Below are 13,193 nucleotides of genomic sequence, written 5' to 3'. Positions count from 1 at the left end.
ACGCTCCATGTCCTTCGTCACGCCACGCATGCCCTCCCCCACGGTAAAACCGCTCATCGTACTGTTGATCGTTGCCCTGCTCGCCGGCTGTGCCGGCCGAGCGCCCGCCCCGGGAGGCGAGCGAGCCAGCGGTCAGTGGAGCGCTCAGAAAGACCGGCTTGAGGCTCTGGACACCTGGGTCCTGATCGGCAAGGCCAGCCTGCGAACCCCCGAGGACGCCACCAGCGCCAATCTCGACTGGAACCAGACCTCTCACTATTACCGACTGCTGATCAGCGGCCCCTTCGGCAGCGGCCGCAGCACCCTGGAAGGACGCGAGGGACGCTTCTCGCTGTCCACGGCGGAGGGGCGTTTCGAGGCCGAGACCCCCGAGGCGCTGATGGAAGAGCAGCTGGGCTGGTCGCTACCGGTCAGCTCGCTGTCCGACTGGATTCGTGGCCTGCCCGCTGAGCAGAGCGAGCATCGTCTCGAGAAGGATGCACTGGGCTTCCCCGCCACCCTGCACCAGGATGGCTGGACCATCGACTACCGTGACTGGATGCGCGTGGAAGGCCTCTGGCTGCCGCGCCGCCTGGTCATGGAATACGACGAGCTGCGCGTCGTCCTGGTCGTCACCGACTGGCAGCCCCAGCTCGATGAAGACTAAAGCAACGATGAATAGCCCGACGCCCGACCGCCTGGTGCTGCCGGCACCCGGCAAGCTCAACCGACTGCTGCACATCACCGGCCGGCGGCTGGATGGCTACCATGAGCTGCAGACGCTGTTCCAGTTTCTCGATGTCGGCGATCACCTGACGTTCGAGCGCCGAGATGACAGCGAGGTCGGCCTGACGCCGTACCTGGACGATATCCCCCTCGAGGACAACCTGGTCATGAAGGCAGCCCGTCAGCTGCAGGCAGCGACGGGCTGCACGCAGGGCGTCAACATTCATCTCGACAAGCGCCTTCCGCAGGGTGGCGGCCTGGGCGGTGGCAGCTCGGACGCCGCCACGACCCTGCTTGGCCTCGATGCGCTGTGGGGGCTGGGTCTCGGGCTGGAGCGGCTCGCCGCGCTGGGCCTGACCCTCGGCGCCGACGTGCCGGTCTTCGTGAAGGGTCATGCCGCCTGGGCCGAGGGCATCGGCGAGCGCTTGACCCCCGTCGAGCTCGATACCCCCTGGTTCGTGGTGATTCATCCCGGCATCGCGGTATCCACCCCGGCGGTGTTCGGAGCCGCCCAATTGACACGCAACACCCCCCCGATTACCATGGCGCGCGCACTGCAGGGGGGAGCGACGAGTTGGCGCAATGATTGCGAGTCGACGGTACGCCACCTCTACCCGGAGGTAGAGAGCGTGTTCGACTGGCTGTCGGGTCGCGCGCCGTCGATGCTCACCGGCACCGGTGCCTGCGTCGTCGCAAGCCTGGAAAGTGAAGCGCAGGCCGATGGCCTCCAGGCCGAGGCGTCCCGTCACTGGCTCGCCTTCAAGGCACGAGGTCTGAACCGCTCCCCTCTTCATGATGTTCTGGCTCATGATGTGCTGGCTTCATGACGTGCTGGGTCGACAAGCATCGCGTCCCGGCCGGGGCAGTCGACCCCCCATCCCGAGACCCAACACTGCAAAGGTGGCTGCACGTGTCAAAATTGATGGTTTTCGCCGGGAACGCCAATCCCGAACTGGCGCAGAAGGTGGCGGAGAGTCTGGACAGCCGTCTGGGCAATGCCACGGTCGGCCAGTTCAGCGACGGAGAGGTCGCGGTCGAGATCAACGAGAACGTGCGCGGCAAGGATGTGTTTCTCCTCCAGTCCACCTGTGCACCGACCAACGATAACCTGATGGAACTGATCCTGATGGTCGACGCCCTGCGCCGGGCCTCGGCCACGCGGATCACCGCGGTGGTGCCCTACTTCGGCTACGCCCGTCAGGACCGCCGGGTACGCTCGGCCCGGGTGCCCATCTCCGCCAAGATCGTCGCCGACATGCTGGTCAAGGCCGGCGTCGACCGGGTGATGACCATGGACCTGCACGCCGATCAGATTCAGGGTTTCTTCGATGTCCCGGTGGATAACGTCTACGGCTCGCCGATTCTGCTCGACGACATCGAGCGCCAGAATTACGAGGATCTGGTGGTAGTATCGCCGGACGTTGGGGGCGTGGTGCGGGCTCGCGCCATCGCCAAGCAGCTCAATGCCGATCTGGCCATCATCGACAAGCGCCGCCCGCAGTCCAATCAGGCGCAGGTGATGCATATCATCGGCGAGATCGAAGGACGCAACTGCGTCGTGGTCGACGACATGATCGATACCGCCGGCACGCTGTGCAAGGCCGGCGAGGCCCTCAAGGCCCACGGCGCCTGTCGCGTGGTGGCCTATGCCACCCATCCGATCCTTTCGGGTCCGGCAGTCGACAATATTTCCGGCTCGGTGCTCGACGAGGTCGTCGTCACCGACACCATTCCGCTGTCAGACGTTGCCCGTCGCAGCGGCAAGATTCGCCAGCTCAGCGTGGCCGGGCTGATCGCCGAAGCGATCCGCCGGGTCAGCAATGAGGAATCCGTCAGCGCCATGTTCCACTGAAGACGCGTCACTGAAATCGCTTCACTGAAACAGGCACGACGACGCCCCCGGTCTTGCCGGGATTACGAAAGCGCCATCGCCTGGTCGCGGGGATGGCGTTTTCTTGCTCAACCCATGAGGTTCCAATCCATGTCAGATTTTATTCTTAACGCCACAGTTCGCAATGACCTGGGGAAAGGTGCGAGCCGCCGCCTGCGTCGTGCGAACGAGCAAGTGCCGGCCATCATCTACGGTGGTGAGCAGGCTCCCGAGCCCATCTCCGTCGAGAAGACCAGCTTCTACAAGGCCATCGAGGAAGAGTCCTTCTTCTCCTCGGTGATCACCGTGCAGCTGGACGGCAAGTCGCAGCAGGTCGTGGTTCGCGACCTCCAGCGTCATCCCTTCAAGCCGCTGGTGACGCATGCCGATTTCCTGCGCGTCGATGCGACCCACGAAATCACCCTCAATGTGCCGCTGCATGTGGTTGGCGAGGAAGCCTGCAAGGCCATCAAGGATGATGACGGCGAGCTGCACATCCTCTCCAACGATGTGCAGATCAGCTGCCTGCCCAAGGACCTGCCCGACTACCTGGAAGTCGACATCTCCGAGCTCGAGATTGGCTCCACCCTGCACCTGTCCGACCTGAAGGTGCCGGCCGGCGTGACCCTGGTCGACCTGACCCATGGTGAAGACCACGATAATGCCGTGCTCAGCATCACCAAGGCCAAGGTGCGCGCCGAGGAAGACGACGAGGAAGGCGATGAGGCCGCCAAGGGCGACGAATCAGCCGAAGGCAAGAGCAGCGACGAGTAATCCGTTATGCTCTGGAGTCATGCCTGGCCCATGCCCGGCATGGCTCCTACCTTTCGATCAAGCGCCCAGGCGCTTGATTTTTTTTGGAGGCAGCGACGATGCGTCAGGTTAAAGCGATCATCGGGCTGGGCAATCCCGGTAACGACTACGCCGGCACGCGACACAATGTCGGCGCTTGGGTCGTGCACGCCTTGGCCCGACAGGCGGGTGGCGAACTGCGGCCCGACAAGAAGTTTCTCGGCCTTCACGCCCGAGTTCGCCTGGACGGCCACGACCTTCACCTGCTGGAACCGACCACCTTCATGAACCGCAGCGGCGGCGCGGTGGCTGCGCTCTGCCAGTTCTTTCGTCTCGAGGCGGACGAGTTGCTGGTCGCGCATGACGAGCTCGACCTGCCGGCCGGCACCGCGCGTTACAAACAGGGTGGCGGACATGGCGGCCACAACGGCCTGCGCGACATCATCAGTGCACTCGGCAACGAGCGCGGCTTCCATCGCCTGCGCCTGGGCATCGGCCATCCCGGTGATGCCCGCCAAGTCACCCAGTACGTCCTGGGTCGTCCCGGCAAGGCCGAACATGCCGCCATCGACGCCGTCATCGATGAATGCCTGGCTACCCTGCCACTGGCCATCGCCGGCGACTGGGCCAAGGCCATGAACCGGCTGCACAGTTTCAAGCCGTGAGCGCAGCCGGTGGCTGACACCGCAGGCGTCCCGTAGAATATCGGCCACTCTTCATTCTCCATCCTCGTATTCGTTTTCCAGGAAGATCCCATGGGTTTCAACTGCGGTATCGTCGGCCTGCCCAATGTGGGCAAGTCCACCCTCTTCAATGCGCTGACCAAGTCCGGTATCGACGCCGAGAATTTCCCCTTCTGCACCATCGAACCCAATGTGGGCATCGTGCCGATGCCCGATCCGCGCCTGGATGCCCTGGCCGAGATCGTGGGTCCGCAGAAGGTGCTGCCCACCACCATGGAGTTCGTCGACATCGCCGGCCTGGTGGCCGGAGCCTCCAAGGGCGAAGGGCTCGGCAATCAGTTCCTGGCCAATATCCGCGAGACCCAGGCGATCGCCCATGTGGTGCGCTGTTTCGACAACGATAACGTCATCCATGTGGCCAACCAGATCGACCCACGCGCCGATATCGAGATCATCAACATGGAGCTCGCGCTTGCCGATCTCGACACCGTCGAGCGCGCCATCCAGCGCCTGACGCGGGTGGCCAAGGGGGGCGACAAGGATGCCATCGCCACCAAGGCAATCCTCGAGCGCATCCAGCCACACCTCGCCGAGGGCCTGCCATTGAGGAGCGTCGGTCTCGACGATGACGAGCAGCGCCAACTCAAGAGCTTCGGCTTCCTGACGCTCAAGCCCACCATGTATATCGCCAACGTCAACGAGGACGGCTTCGAGTCGAACCCCTACCTCGATGTGGTTCGAGAAATCGCCGCCGAGGAAGACGCCGTGGTGGTGCCGGTGTGTAACCAGATCGAAGCCGAAATTGCCGAGCTCGACGACGACGAACGCGCCATGTTCCTCGACGAGATGGGCATGACCGAGCCTGGTCTCGATCGGGTCATCCGTGCCGGTTACGCCCTGCTGGGCCTGCAGACCTATTTCACTGCCGGGGTGAAGGAGGTTCGTGCCTGGACCGTCAGGATCGGTGCGACAGCCCCCGAGGCGGCAGGCGTGATCCATACCGACTTCCAGAAGGGCTTCATCCGCGCCGAGGTGGTCGGCTACGACGACTTCGTGACCCTGGGCGGCGAACAGGGCGCCAAGGATGCCGGCAAGTGGCGCCTGGAAGGCAAGGACTACATCGTGCGTGACGGCGACGTCATTCACTTCCGCTTCAATGTATGAGTCGCCGGCGGCGCTCTTTACCAGGCGCGCCGCGCTTGACCCGGGCCATCGGCATCCGTAGACTCCGCCTCCGTTACACGGCTACGTAGCTCAGCTGGTTAGAGCACATCACTCATAATGATGGGGTCCCCTGTTCGAATCAGGGCGTAGCCACCAGACACGAGAAAGCCCGCGGAAGGTCACTTCCGCGGGCTTCTTGCTGTGTCTTTAGTTGCCTGGCGCATTCCGCAGCGCGAGCCTCGGTTCAAAGCGGTCCGCGGCGATTCAGGAAAGCCGTCAGCACCGTAGTCAGCGAGGCCACGTCGCGCGCCCCGGCCGTCTCGCGGATCGAGTGCATCGCCCACTGCGCCACCCCCACGTCGAGTGTCGGCACGCCAAGCTCGGTCGCGGTGATCGGCCCGATGGTGCTGCCACAGCCCATATCGGCGCGGGTCACGAAGGTCTGCACCGGCTCGCCTGCCTCGCGGCACAGGTCGCGAAACATCGCAGCGGTGGCGCTGTTGGTCGCGTAGCGCTGGTTGGCATTGACCTTGATCACCGGACCGCCATTGATGGCGGGGCCATGCGACGCATCGTGCTTGTCGAGGAAGTTGGGGTGCAGCGCATGCGCGTTGTCACAGGAAATCATCCGCGACGCCTGGATCAGGCGGACGAAGGCCTCCTGATCGCTGCCAACCCGCTGCTCGACCACGCGGCGCAGCACGTCACCGAGGAAAGGCCCCTGCGCGCCACTGGCGCTGGCACTGCCGACTTCCTCATGGTCGTTGGCTACCAGCACCGCGCCCTGGCTGCCGTCGCTTTGCAGCAAGGCCTCGAGACCCATGAAGCAGGACAACAGATTGTCGAGTCGGGCACTGCTGATCAGCTCCCCTGCCACCCCCACGCTTGCCGGCGGCTGCGTGTCGTAGAGTCCTAGCTCGAAATCGAGAATCTCGATGTCCTCGATCTCGTGTTGCTCGGCCAGCCAGCCCTTGAGCAAACGATCCAGATCCTGATGTTCCCCGCCCTGCAGGAAGACCGGCGCCATCTGGGTCTGGGCATTGAGCGCGCGACCGTTGTTGGCTTCGCGATCGAGATGGATAGCCAGGCTGGGGATCGTCGCTACCGGGCGGTCGACATTAAGCAGCTTGCCCTCGATGCGCCCGTCCGCGCGGCGCACGTGCACGCGGCCGGCAAGCCCCAGGTCACGATCGAACCAGGGCGCCAGCAATGCACCGCCATAAACCTCGACGCCCAATTGCAGCCAACCCGCCGCGGTCTGCGCGGCATGCGGCTTGAGCCTAAGCCCCGGACTGTCGGTATGGGCGCCGATCATCCGCAACGCGACGAGTGGATCATTGGGGAGTTGCAGCGCAATGATCGATGAGTCGTTACGGGTCACATAGACCCGATCCCCCGGGGCAAGTTGCCAGGCCTCGCGCTCGTCGAGGCGCTGGAAGCCAGACGCCTCGAGCCGAGTGGCCATGTTGGCCGTCGCGTGCCATGGGGTGGGAGAACGGTGCAGGAAATCGAGCAGGCGCCCGATCGGATCATCCTGGGTCATGGTTTTCCTCTTGGCGAGACAGAGACAGGGTCATGCGTCACTGTCCGAGCTGATACAATAAGTGTTCGATCCACGCAACTCATTGGCCTAATTCGGGTCTAGGGTCAAAGTGTACATGAAACCGGGAGTGCTTAATCGATGAGCCTGTTTGCCACCCTGGGGCGTTCGATTGCCCTGACCGGTTTGCTGCTGGTCGCCACCACCGCCTCGGCTCAGCTGCAACCCACCGACAGCCAACGCCAGGCAGCCATGGAAGTGGCCGAGTCAATGCGCTACAGCCACTATGCCGACGTCGAGCTCGATGACGAGTGGTCGCGCCAAGCCTTCGAGCGGCTGCTGGACATCCTCGACGGCCAGCGCGCCTACCTCCTGCATGACGATGTCGAGCGCTTTCGCAACCTCGAGACCCGGATGGACGATGCCATCCTCGAGGGCGAACTGACGCAAATATTCGACCTCTACTCCCTGCACCACGAGCGAGCCGAATCGCGCCTTGAGTGGCTACTGGCGAAGCTTGACCAGGGCATCGACTACGATTTCGATACCGATGCGCGTCTCGACCTTGAGCGCGACGATGCGCCCTGGGCGCAGACTCACGCGGAACTCGACGAGCTGTGGAACAAGCGCCTGATGAACGCCGCCCTGACCCAGGAAATCAGCGGCCAGGATGCCGAACAGGTCGAGACGAACCTGCGTCAGCGCTATGAAGGCCAGCTCTCCCGGCTGGAACAGACCGAAACCGAGGATGTGTTCGGACTCTTCATGGCCGCCGTAACCGGCAGTATCGATCCGCACAGCGAATACCTGTCACCTCGGCAGGGCGAATCCTTCGATATCCAGATGCGCCTGTCACTGGAAGGTATCGGCGCCCTGCTGCAATCCGATGGCGAGTACGTCAAGGTCGCGAGTCTGGTGCCGGGTGGTCCTGCCGAGCAGTCCGGCGTGCTCGAACCGGCCGACCGCATCGTTGCCGTCGGCCAGGAAGATGAAGAGGAAATGGTCAACGTGGTCGGCATGCGCCTCGATAACGTCGTCGACCTGATCCGCGGCCCCAAGGGCTCGGTGGTGCGTCTCGATGTCGTTCCTGCCCAGGCCGTGGACATGACCCGCTCCAAGGTCGTCGAGATCACTCGCGACACCGTGGACCTCGAGGATCAAGCCGCGCAGGGTGAGGTGATCGAGATCGAACGCGACGACGGCGTCCACCGCATCGGCGCGATCAAGATTCCGACCTTCTATGTAGATTTCGAGGCCTGGCAGGCGGGCGAAGAGGAGTACCGCAGTACCACCCGTGACGTGGCCCGAGAGATCGAGCGACTGCAGGAGGAAGGCGTCGAGGGCATCGTGCTGGATCTGAGAAGCAATGGCGGCGGTGCCCTGCAGGAAGCCAACTCGCTGATCGGCCTGTTTATCGATCGCGGCCCGACCGTGCAGGTACGCGATGCCCGCGGCCGCATCAGTCTCTATGGCGATACCGAGGCAGGCACCCTTTACGACGGCCCGCTTGGCGTGCTGGTCAATCGCCTCTCCGCCTCGGCCTCGGAGATCTTCGCCGGCGCCATTCAGGATTACGGGCGCGGCCTGGTGTTTGGCACCTCGACCTTCGGCAAAGGCACGGTACAGACCTTGAACGATCTTAGCCATGGCGAGATCAAGCTGACGCGTGCCAAGTTCTATCGTATTTCCGGCGAAAGCACCCAGCATCGCGGTGTCGAACCCGATATCGCCTTCCCGAGCCTGGTAGACCCGGAGCAGATCGGCGAGAGCAGCCTCGACAACGCACTGGAATGGGACACGGTCAGGCCAGTGCAATACCGCACCTATGGCGACCCGGACCAGTACCTGAGCACGCTCGAGGAGCGCCACCTCCAACGCGCCGACGAATTGCCCAACTTCCGCTATCTGGAAGACCAAGCGGCGCTGGTGCGTCGCATGCGCGAACAGCACACCAGCGTCAGCCTGAACCGTGAGATGCGCCAACAGGAGCTTGAGGCTCAGGAAGCCGAACAGCTTGCTCTCGAGAACGAGCGTCGCATTGCGCTGGGCCTCGACACGCTCGATGAATGGATCGACGCACGCGACGAGGACGAGGTGGACCCCGAGGAGCGCGAAGAACCCGTGGAAGAAGTTCAAGTGCTCGAGGCCGCCCATATCCTGCTCGACTTCGCCCAGCTCGACGGCGATTACCGCCTGGCCGGCCGGCAATAACGTCACTCGCTTGCTCGACTAACCCACACCGCCGGACCTGAGGTCCGGCGGCTTGCTTTGGGGTCTAAAGACCATGACCCTGCAGCAGGTGGCGCATGGCAGACACGACGATGCCTGACCGACAAGTAGCCGATGGCCAGGAATACAAGCATGCTGGAAACGAGCTGGATGGCTCCCCGAACAGGACTCGAACCTGTGACCCAGTGATTAACAGTCACTTGCTCTACCAACTGAGCTATCGGGGAAGAATACGGTGAGACGCGGTAACGACAGGAGGTTGGCTCCCCGAACAGGACTCGAACCTGTGACCCAGTGATTAACAGTCACTTGCTCTACCAACTGAGCTATCGGGGAATCGCCTTGTGCTCGAACGTCCTGGCCGCTTCACTTGAGCATGAAGCTGGCTCCCCGAACAGGACTCGAACCTGTGACCCAATGATTAACAGTCATTTGCTCTACCAACTGAGCTATCGGGGAATGACCTCGAACACGGTGCGTAGTATACGGATCGGGCTGGTCAGGTCAAGAAAGGATTGGCCGGGATGCCACGAAAACGCCCGCTCGGAAATGGCCGGGCGGGCGTCTTGGAATGCGGCTGGTGGCTACGCCCTGATTCGAACAGGGGACCCCATCATTATGAGTGATGTGCTCTAACCAGCTGAGCTACGTAGCCTTATCAACACGTTGCCCGACCATGGCCGGGCAACGGAGACAGATTATGCACGCAGGCCCGCTCCAAGGCAAGTCCGCGAGACCGCTCACGCCTCGATATCGAGCGCCTGCTGGACCGCCGGCAGGGCTGGCTCGCCCTCCCGCGTGGTCACGCCATCCAACCAAGGTTCGAGGACTTCGGGATTGGCTTTTAGATAGTCGCGAGCCGCCTCGCGCGGATCGGCGCCATCGTCCATGATCGTGCCCATGAGCTGGTTTTCCATCTCCAGGGTAAACTCGAGATTCTCGAGCAGGGCGCCAACGTTACCGCACTCTTCGACATAGCCGCCACGGGTGTTGGTGTAGACGGTGGCGCCGCCCAGGTCGGGGCCAAAATAATCGCCGGCGCCTTCGAGGTAGGCCATGTCGAAGTTGGTGTTCATGGGGTGTGGTTCCCAGCCGAGGAACACCATCCATTTCTCGCGTGGTACCCGAGCGCTCAGCTCGGCGAGCATGCCCGCCTCGCTGGAGTCGACCAGATCCCAGTCGCCGAGGTCGAAGGCATCGTCGTCGATCATCTGCTGGATCAACTCGTTGCCATCGTTGCCCGCCTCGATGCCGTGCAGCCGGCTCTCGAACTGGTCGGCATGCTCGGCGAGATCCTCGACCGAGGTGACGCCGGCATCATGGACATACTGCGGCACCGCCAAGGTGTACTTGGCGCCCTCGAGATTGGCGCCAAGGCGATCGACATCACCCGCCTCGACGTAGGGGTCGCTGATCGATGCCATGGAGGGCATCCAGTTACCCAGGAAGACATCGAAGTCGCCATTCTTCATGCCTGAGTAGGCAATCGGCACCGAGACCGTATCGATGCGCGTCTCGTAGCCCATGGCCTCAAGAACCTCGGTCGTCAGCGCCGTGGTCGCCGTAATGTCAGTCCAGCCGACTTCGGCAAAGCGCACGGTTTGGCACTGCTCCGGCTCGGCGGCCATCAGCGGCGTTGTCACAAGGCCCAGGACCGCAGCGCTCAGGCCTAGGCCCATCTGGCGTTGCATGGTTGTCTTGTTCATCTGGATATCCCTTAAATGGTTCATCGTTTCAACTAGCGCGATGCGTAGGTCTCGGCTAGTTCAATGCATATCGCGGTATCGAGCGGACACCGGCCGACCATCTCGCTGCAGGGCGCCTAGTATGAAAGCACCTTTCATTGGCAGCCCTTTTATTGATTGAACGTTCAATAAAGAAATGGCAAGCTGGCCCTATGTTAACCACGCTAGTGGGTGTGGTGGCAAGACGAATCCCCAATGAAGGAGTCTGCACGGTGCCCAAGGTTGGAATGGAACCCATCCGTCGACAGCAGCTGATCAGGGCCACCATGGCGGCCATCGATGAAGTCGGCCTGGCCGATACGACGGTGATGCGCATCGCCCGCCATGCCGGCGTTTCCGCAGGCATCATCAGTCATTATTTCGGCGGCAAGGACGGCCTGCTCGAAGCGACGATGCGCCAGATCCTGCACGATCTGGGTGAGGCCGTGGCCGCCCGACGACGATCACTCGTCGCTCCCAGCCCGCGTGCGCATCTGGGGGCGATCATCGACGGCAACTTCGATCGCAGCCAGGTCACCGGGCCGGTAGCCAAGACCTGGCTGGCGTTCTGGGCCAGCAGCATGCACACACCACGCCTGCAGCGGCTGCAACAGGTCAACGACCGCCGCCTCTACTCGAACCTGTGCAACCAGTTCTGCCGCGTGATGCCACGTGAGCAGGCCCGCCAGGCGGCGCGTGGCCTGGCGGCAGTAATCGATGGGCTCTGGCTACGCGGTGCACTGACCCCCGAGGGCCTGGATGCCGAGCAGGCCCGCCGTCTGGCCCATGCCACGCTGGATCAGCTGCTAGAAGGCAGCAAGCCCCACCCCGTTTCCTGAAGGAGGCCTCTATGGCAACTCTCGACCTACAGACCCTCTACATCGACGGACGCCGGGTGGCTGCCAGCTCCGGCGAGACCTTCGCGGTCGTCAACCCTTTCGACGGCAGCCACCTCGCCACGGTGCAGCAAGCCGCCGAGGCCGATGTCGATGCCGCCGTCGCCGCGGCGCGCCGTGGCCAGCGCGTCTGGGCCGCCATGACCGGCATGCAGCGCGGTCGCATCCTCAACCGTGCCGTGGCGCTATTGAGAGAGCGCAACGACGAGCTCGCCGAGCTCGAGACCCGCAACACCGGCAAGCCGATCAGCGAGACCGCGGCGGTGGATATCGTCACCGGCGCCGATGCGCTCGAGTACTACGCCGGCCTGGCACCTGCCATCGAGGGCAGCCAGATCCCGCTGCGCGAGGACTCGTTCGTCTATACCCGCCGCGAGCCACTCGGCGTGGTCGGGGCGATCGGCGCCTGGAACTACCCGATCCAGATCGCCTGCTGGAAAGCCGCCCCGGCGCTGGCCGCCGGTAACGCCATGGTCTTCAAGCCCAGCGAAGTGACTCCGCTCACCGCCATGGCGCTGGCCGAGATCCTTACCGAGGCCGGCCTGCCCGACGGCGTGTTCAATGTCGTGCACGGCGACGGCCGGGTCGGCCAGATGCTCACCGCGCACCCGGGCATCGACAAGGTCACGTTCACCGGCGAGGTGGGCACCGGCAAGAAGGTCATGGCCGCCGCCGGTGGCTCGACCCTCAAGGATGTGACCATGGAGCTTGGCGGCAAGTCGCCGCTGATCGTCTACGCCGATGCCGACCTCGACCGCGCCGCCGATGCCGCCATGATGGCCAACTTCTATTCGAGCGGGCAGATCTGCACCAACGGCACGCGCGTCTACGTCGAGCGCTCGGTGAAGGACGCCTTCGAGGCGCGAATCAGCGAGCGCGTGGCACGCATCCGGGCCGGCGACCCGAGCGACCCCACCGTCAACTTCGGCCCGCTGGTCAGCTTCGAGCACCAGGCCAAGGTGCTCGACTACATCGCGCTGGGTAAGCAGGAAGGCGCCCGGGTGCTCCTCGGCGGCGAGGCCTGGGACCAGGGCGACTTCGCAAATGGCGCCTGGGCCGCACCCACCGTATTCACCGACTGCCATGACGATATGCGTATCGTGCGCGAGGAGATCTTCGGCCCGGTGATGGCGATCCTGGCCTTCGACGACGAGGCCGAGGTGATCGAGCGCGCTAACGACACGTATTACGGACTGGCCGCCGGGGTCTTCACGGAGAACCTGAATCGCGCCCACCGCACCATTCACCGGCTGGAGGCCGGCATCTGCTGGGTCAACACCTGGGGGGAATCGCCGGCCGAAATGCCGGTGGGCGGCGTCAAGCAGTCCGGTGTGGGCCGCGAGAACGGCCTCGAAACCCTTGCCCATTACACCCAGACCAAGTCGGTGCAGATCGAGATGGGACCCTTCGAGTCGGTGTTCTGAAACCCATCCAGACCTAGCTACCCCAGGCCTCGCCTAGGGGCGCCGGGAGCAGGTCAAAGCGAGGGTCATTCGCCAGGGAAGGCGAATGTAGCGCCCAGGGATGGGTTCACAGCGCCCTCGCGAGGACCTGCCCACGGAATAGCCCCGCTTCAGTTTTCGCCTTGGA

General features: G+C 63.6%; 11 protein-coding genes and 5 tRNA genes. 10 read left to right on the top strand and 6 right to left on the bottom strand.

Annotated features, from left to right (window positions below; all coding sequences use genetic code 11):
- Positions 1–7 precede the first annotated feature (7 nt).
- From lolB to BM341_RS14705, 7 genes are all read left to right on the top strand, one after another.
- Positions 8–646: a lipoprotein insertase outer membrane protein LolB gene (lolB, locus tag BM341_RS14735; RefSeq protein ID WP_089796822.1), complete on the top strand. Its 639-nt coding sequence runs from the start codon at positions 8–10 to the stop codon at positions 644–646.
- Between the two features lie 7 nt (positions 647–653).
- A complete protein-coding gene (gene ispE, locus BM341_RS14730; protein ID WP_089796821.1) occupies positions 654–1,532 on the top strand; it encodes a 4-(cytidine 5'-diphospho)-2-C-methyl-D-erythritol kinase in 879 nt (292 codons plus the stop codon).
- An 83-nt stretch (positions 1,533–1,615) separates the two neighbouring features.
- Positions 1,616–2,557, top strand: coding sequence for a ribose-phosphate pyrophosphokinase (locus BM341_RS14725; RefSeq protein WP_175507880.1), 942 nt, complete (start codon positions 1,616–1,618; stop codon positions 2,555–2,557).
- Positions 2,558–2,686: 129 nt separating this feature from the next.
- The gene (locus tag BM341_RS14720; RefSeq protein WP_089796819.1) at positions 2,687–3,349 is read left to right on the top strand and encodes a 50S ribosomal protein L25/general stress protein Ctc; all 663 of its coding nucleotides are present in this window, start codon (positions 2,687–2,689) and stop codon (positions 3,347–3,349) included.
- A 98-nt stretch (positions 3,350–3,447) separates the two neighbouring features.
- A complete protein-coding gene (gene pth, locus BM341_RS14715) occupies positions 3,448–4,032 on the top strand; it encodes an aminoacyl-tRNA hydrolase (protein WP_089796818.1) in 585 nt (194 codons plus the stop codon).
- A 90-nt stretch (positions 4,033–4,122) separates the two neighbouring features.
- On the top strand, positions 4,123–5,214 hold the full coding sequence (ychF, locus tag BM341_RS14710) for a redox-regulated ATPase YchF (RefSeq protein ID WP_089796817.1): 1,092 nt from the start codon (positions 4,123–4,125) through the stop codon (positions 5,212–5,214).
- Between the two features lie 79 nt (positions 5,215–5,293).
- A tRNA-Met gene (locus BM341_RS14705) sits at positions 5,294–5,370 on the top strand.
- A gap of 88 nt (positions 5,371–5,458) precedes the next feature.
- Here the strand turns inward: BM341_RS14705 and BM341_RS14700 are convergent.
- Positions 5,459–6,757, bottom strand: coding sequence for a M18 family aminopeptidase (locus BM341_RS14700; RefSeq protein ID WP_089796816.1), 1,299 nt, complete (start codon positions 6,755–6,757; stop codon positions 5,459–5,461).
- Positions 6,758–6,895: 138 nt separating this feature from the next.
- Here BM341_RS14700 and BM341_RS14695 point away from each other — a divergent pair, with 138 nt between their 5' ends.
- Positions 6,896–8,965, top strand: a complete 2,070-nt coding sequence (locus BM341_RS14695; RefSeq protein ID WP_089796815.1) for a carboxy terminal-processing peptidase — start codon at positions 6,896–6,898, stop codon at positions 8,963–8,965.
- A 169-nt stretch (positions 8,966–9,134) separates the two neighbouring features.
- Here BM341_RS14695 and BM341_RS14690 read toward each other — a convergent pair.
- The 5 genes from BM341_RS14690 to BM341_RS14670 all read right to left on the bottom strand — a co-directional run bounded on the left by BM341_RS14690 (position 9,135) and on the right by BM341_RS14670 (position 10,689).
- Positions 9,135–9,210, bottom strand: a tRNA-Asn gene (locus tag BM341_RS14690).
- Between the two features lie 33 nt (positions 9,211–9,243).
- Positions 9,244–9,319: transfer RNA gene (locus tag BM341_RS14685), tRNA-Asn, on the bottom strand.
- A gap of 47 nt (positions 9,320–9,366) precedes the next feature.
- Positions 9,367–9,442: transfer RNA gene (locus BM341_RS14680), tRNA-Asn, on the bottom strand.
- A gap of 119 nt (positions 9,443–9,561) precedes the next feature.
- Positions 9,562–9,638 (bottom strand) — tRNA-Met (locus BM341_RS14675).
- A gap of 85 nt (positions 9,639–9,723) precedes the next feature.
- Entirely contained in the window at positions 9,724–10,689 is a 966-nt protein-coding gene (locus BM341_RS14670; protein ID WP_089796814.1) for a choline ABC transporter substrate-binding protein, read from the bottom strand.
- A 251-nt stretch (positions 10,690–10,940) separates the two neighbouring features.
- Here BM341_RS14670 and betI point away from each other — a divergent pair, with 251 nt between their 5' ends.
- Positions 10,941–11,546 (top strand): transcriptional regulator BetI, encoded by a 606-nt coding sequence (betI, locus tag BM341_RS14665; RefSeq protein WP_175507879.1) that lies wholly within the window; start codon positions 10,941–10,943, stop codon positions 11,544–11,546.
- An 11-nt stretch (positions 11,547–11,557) separates the two neighbouring features.
- The gene (gene betB, locus BM341_RS14660) at positions 11,558–13,027 is read left to right on the top strand and encodes a betaine-aldehyde dehydrogenase (protein WP_089796812.1); all 1,470 of its coding nucleotides are present in this window, start codon (positions 11,558–11,560) and stop codon (positions 13,025–13,027) included.
- Positions 13,028–13,193: the final 166 nt, after the last annotated feature.

Origin of the sequence: Halomonas korlensis, assembly GCF_900116705.1 — a bacterium.
Lineage (GTDB): Bacteria > Pseudomonadota > Gammaproteobacteria > Pseudomonadales > Halomonadaceae > Halomonas > Halomonas korlensis.
Note: the sequence above shows the minus strand (reverse complement) of the source record. Positions and strands in the feature narration are given on the sequence as shown.

Excerpts from the sequence above, each read along its gene's own strand:
- lolB (WP_089796822.1), top strand. The coding sequence starts at position 8 with ATGTCCTTCGTCACGCCACGCATGCCCTCCCCCACGGTAAAACCGCTC.
- ispE (WP_089796821.1), top strand. The coding sequence starts at position 654 with ATGAATAGCCCGACGCCCGACCGCCTGGTGCTGCCGGCACCCGGCAAG.
- BM341_RS14720 (WP_089796819.1), top strand. The coding sequence starts at position 2,687 with ATGTCAGATTTTATTCTTAACGCCACAGTTCGCAATGACCTGGGGAAA.
- pth (WP_089796818.1), top strand. The coding sequence starts at position 3,448 with ATGCGTCAGGTTAAAGCGATCATCGGGCTGGGCAATCCCGGTAACGAC.
- ychF (WP_089796817.1), top strand. The coding sequence starts at position 4,123 with ATGGGTTTCAACTGCGGTATCGTCGGCCTGCCCAATGTGGGCAAGTCC.
- BM341_RS14700 (WP_089796816.1), bottom strand. The coding sequence starts at position 6,757 with ATGACCCAGGATGATCCGATCGGGCGCCTGCTCGATTTCCTGCACCGT.
- BM341_RS14695 (WP_089796815.1), top strand. The coding sequence starts at position 6,896 with ATGAGCCTGTTTGCCACCCTGGGGCGTTCGATTGCCCTGACCGGTTTG.
- BM341_RS14670 (WP_089796814.1), bottom strand. The coding sequence starts at position 10,689 with ATGAACAAGACAACCATGCAACGCCAGATGGGCCTAGGCCTGAGCGCT.
- betB (WP_089796812.1), top strand. The coding sequence starts at position 11,558 with ATGGCAACTCTCGACCTACAGACCCTCTACATCGACGGACGCCGGGTG.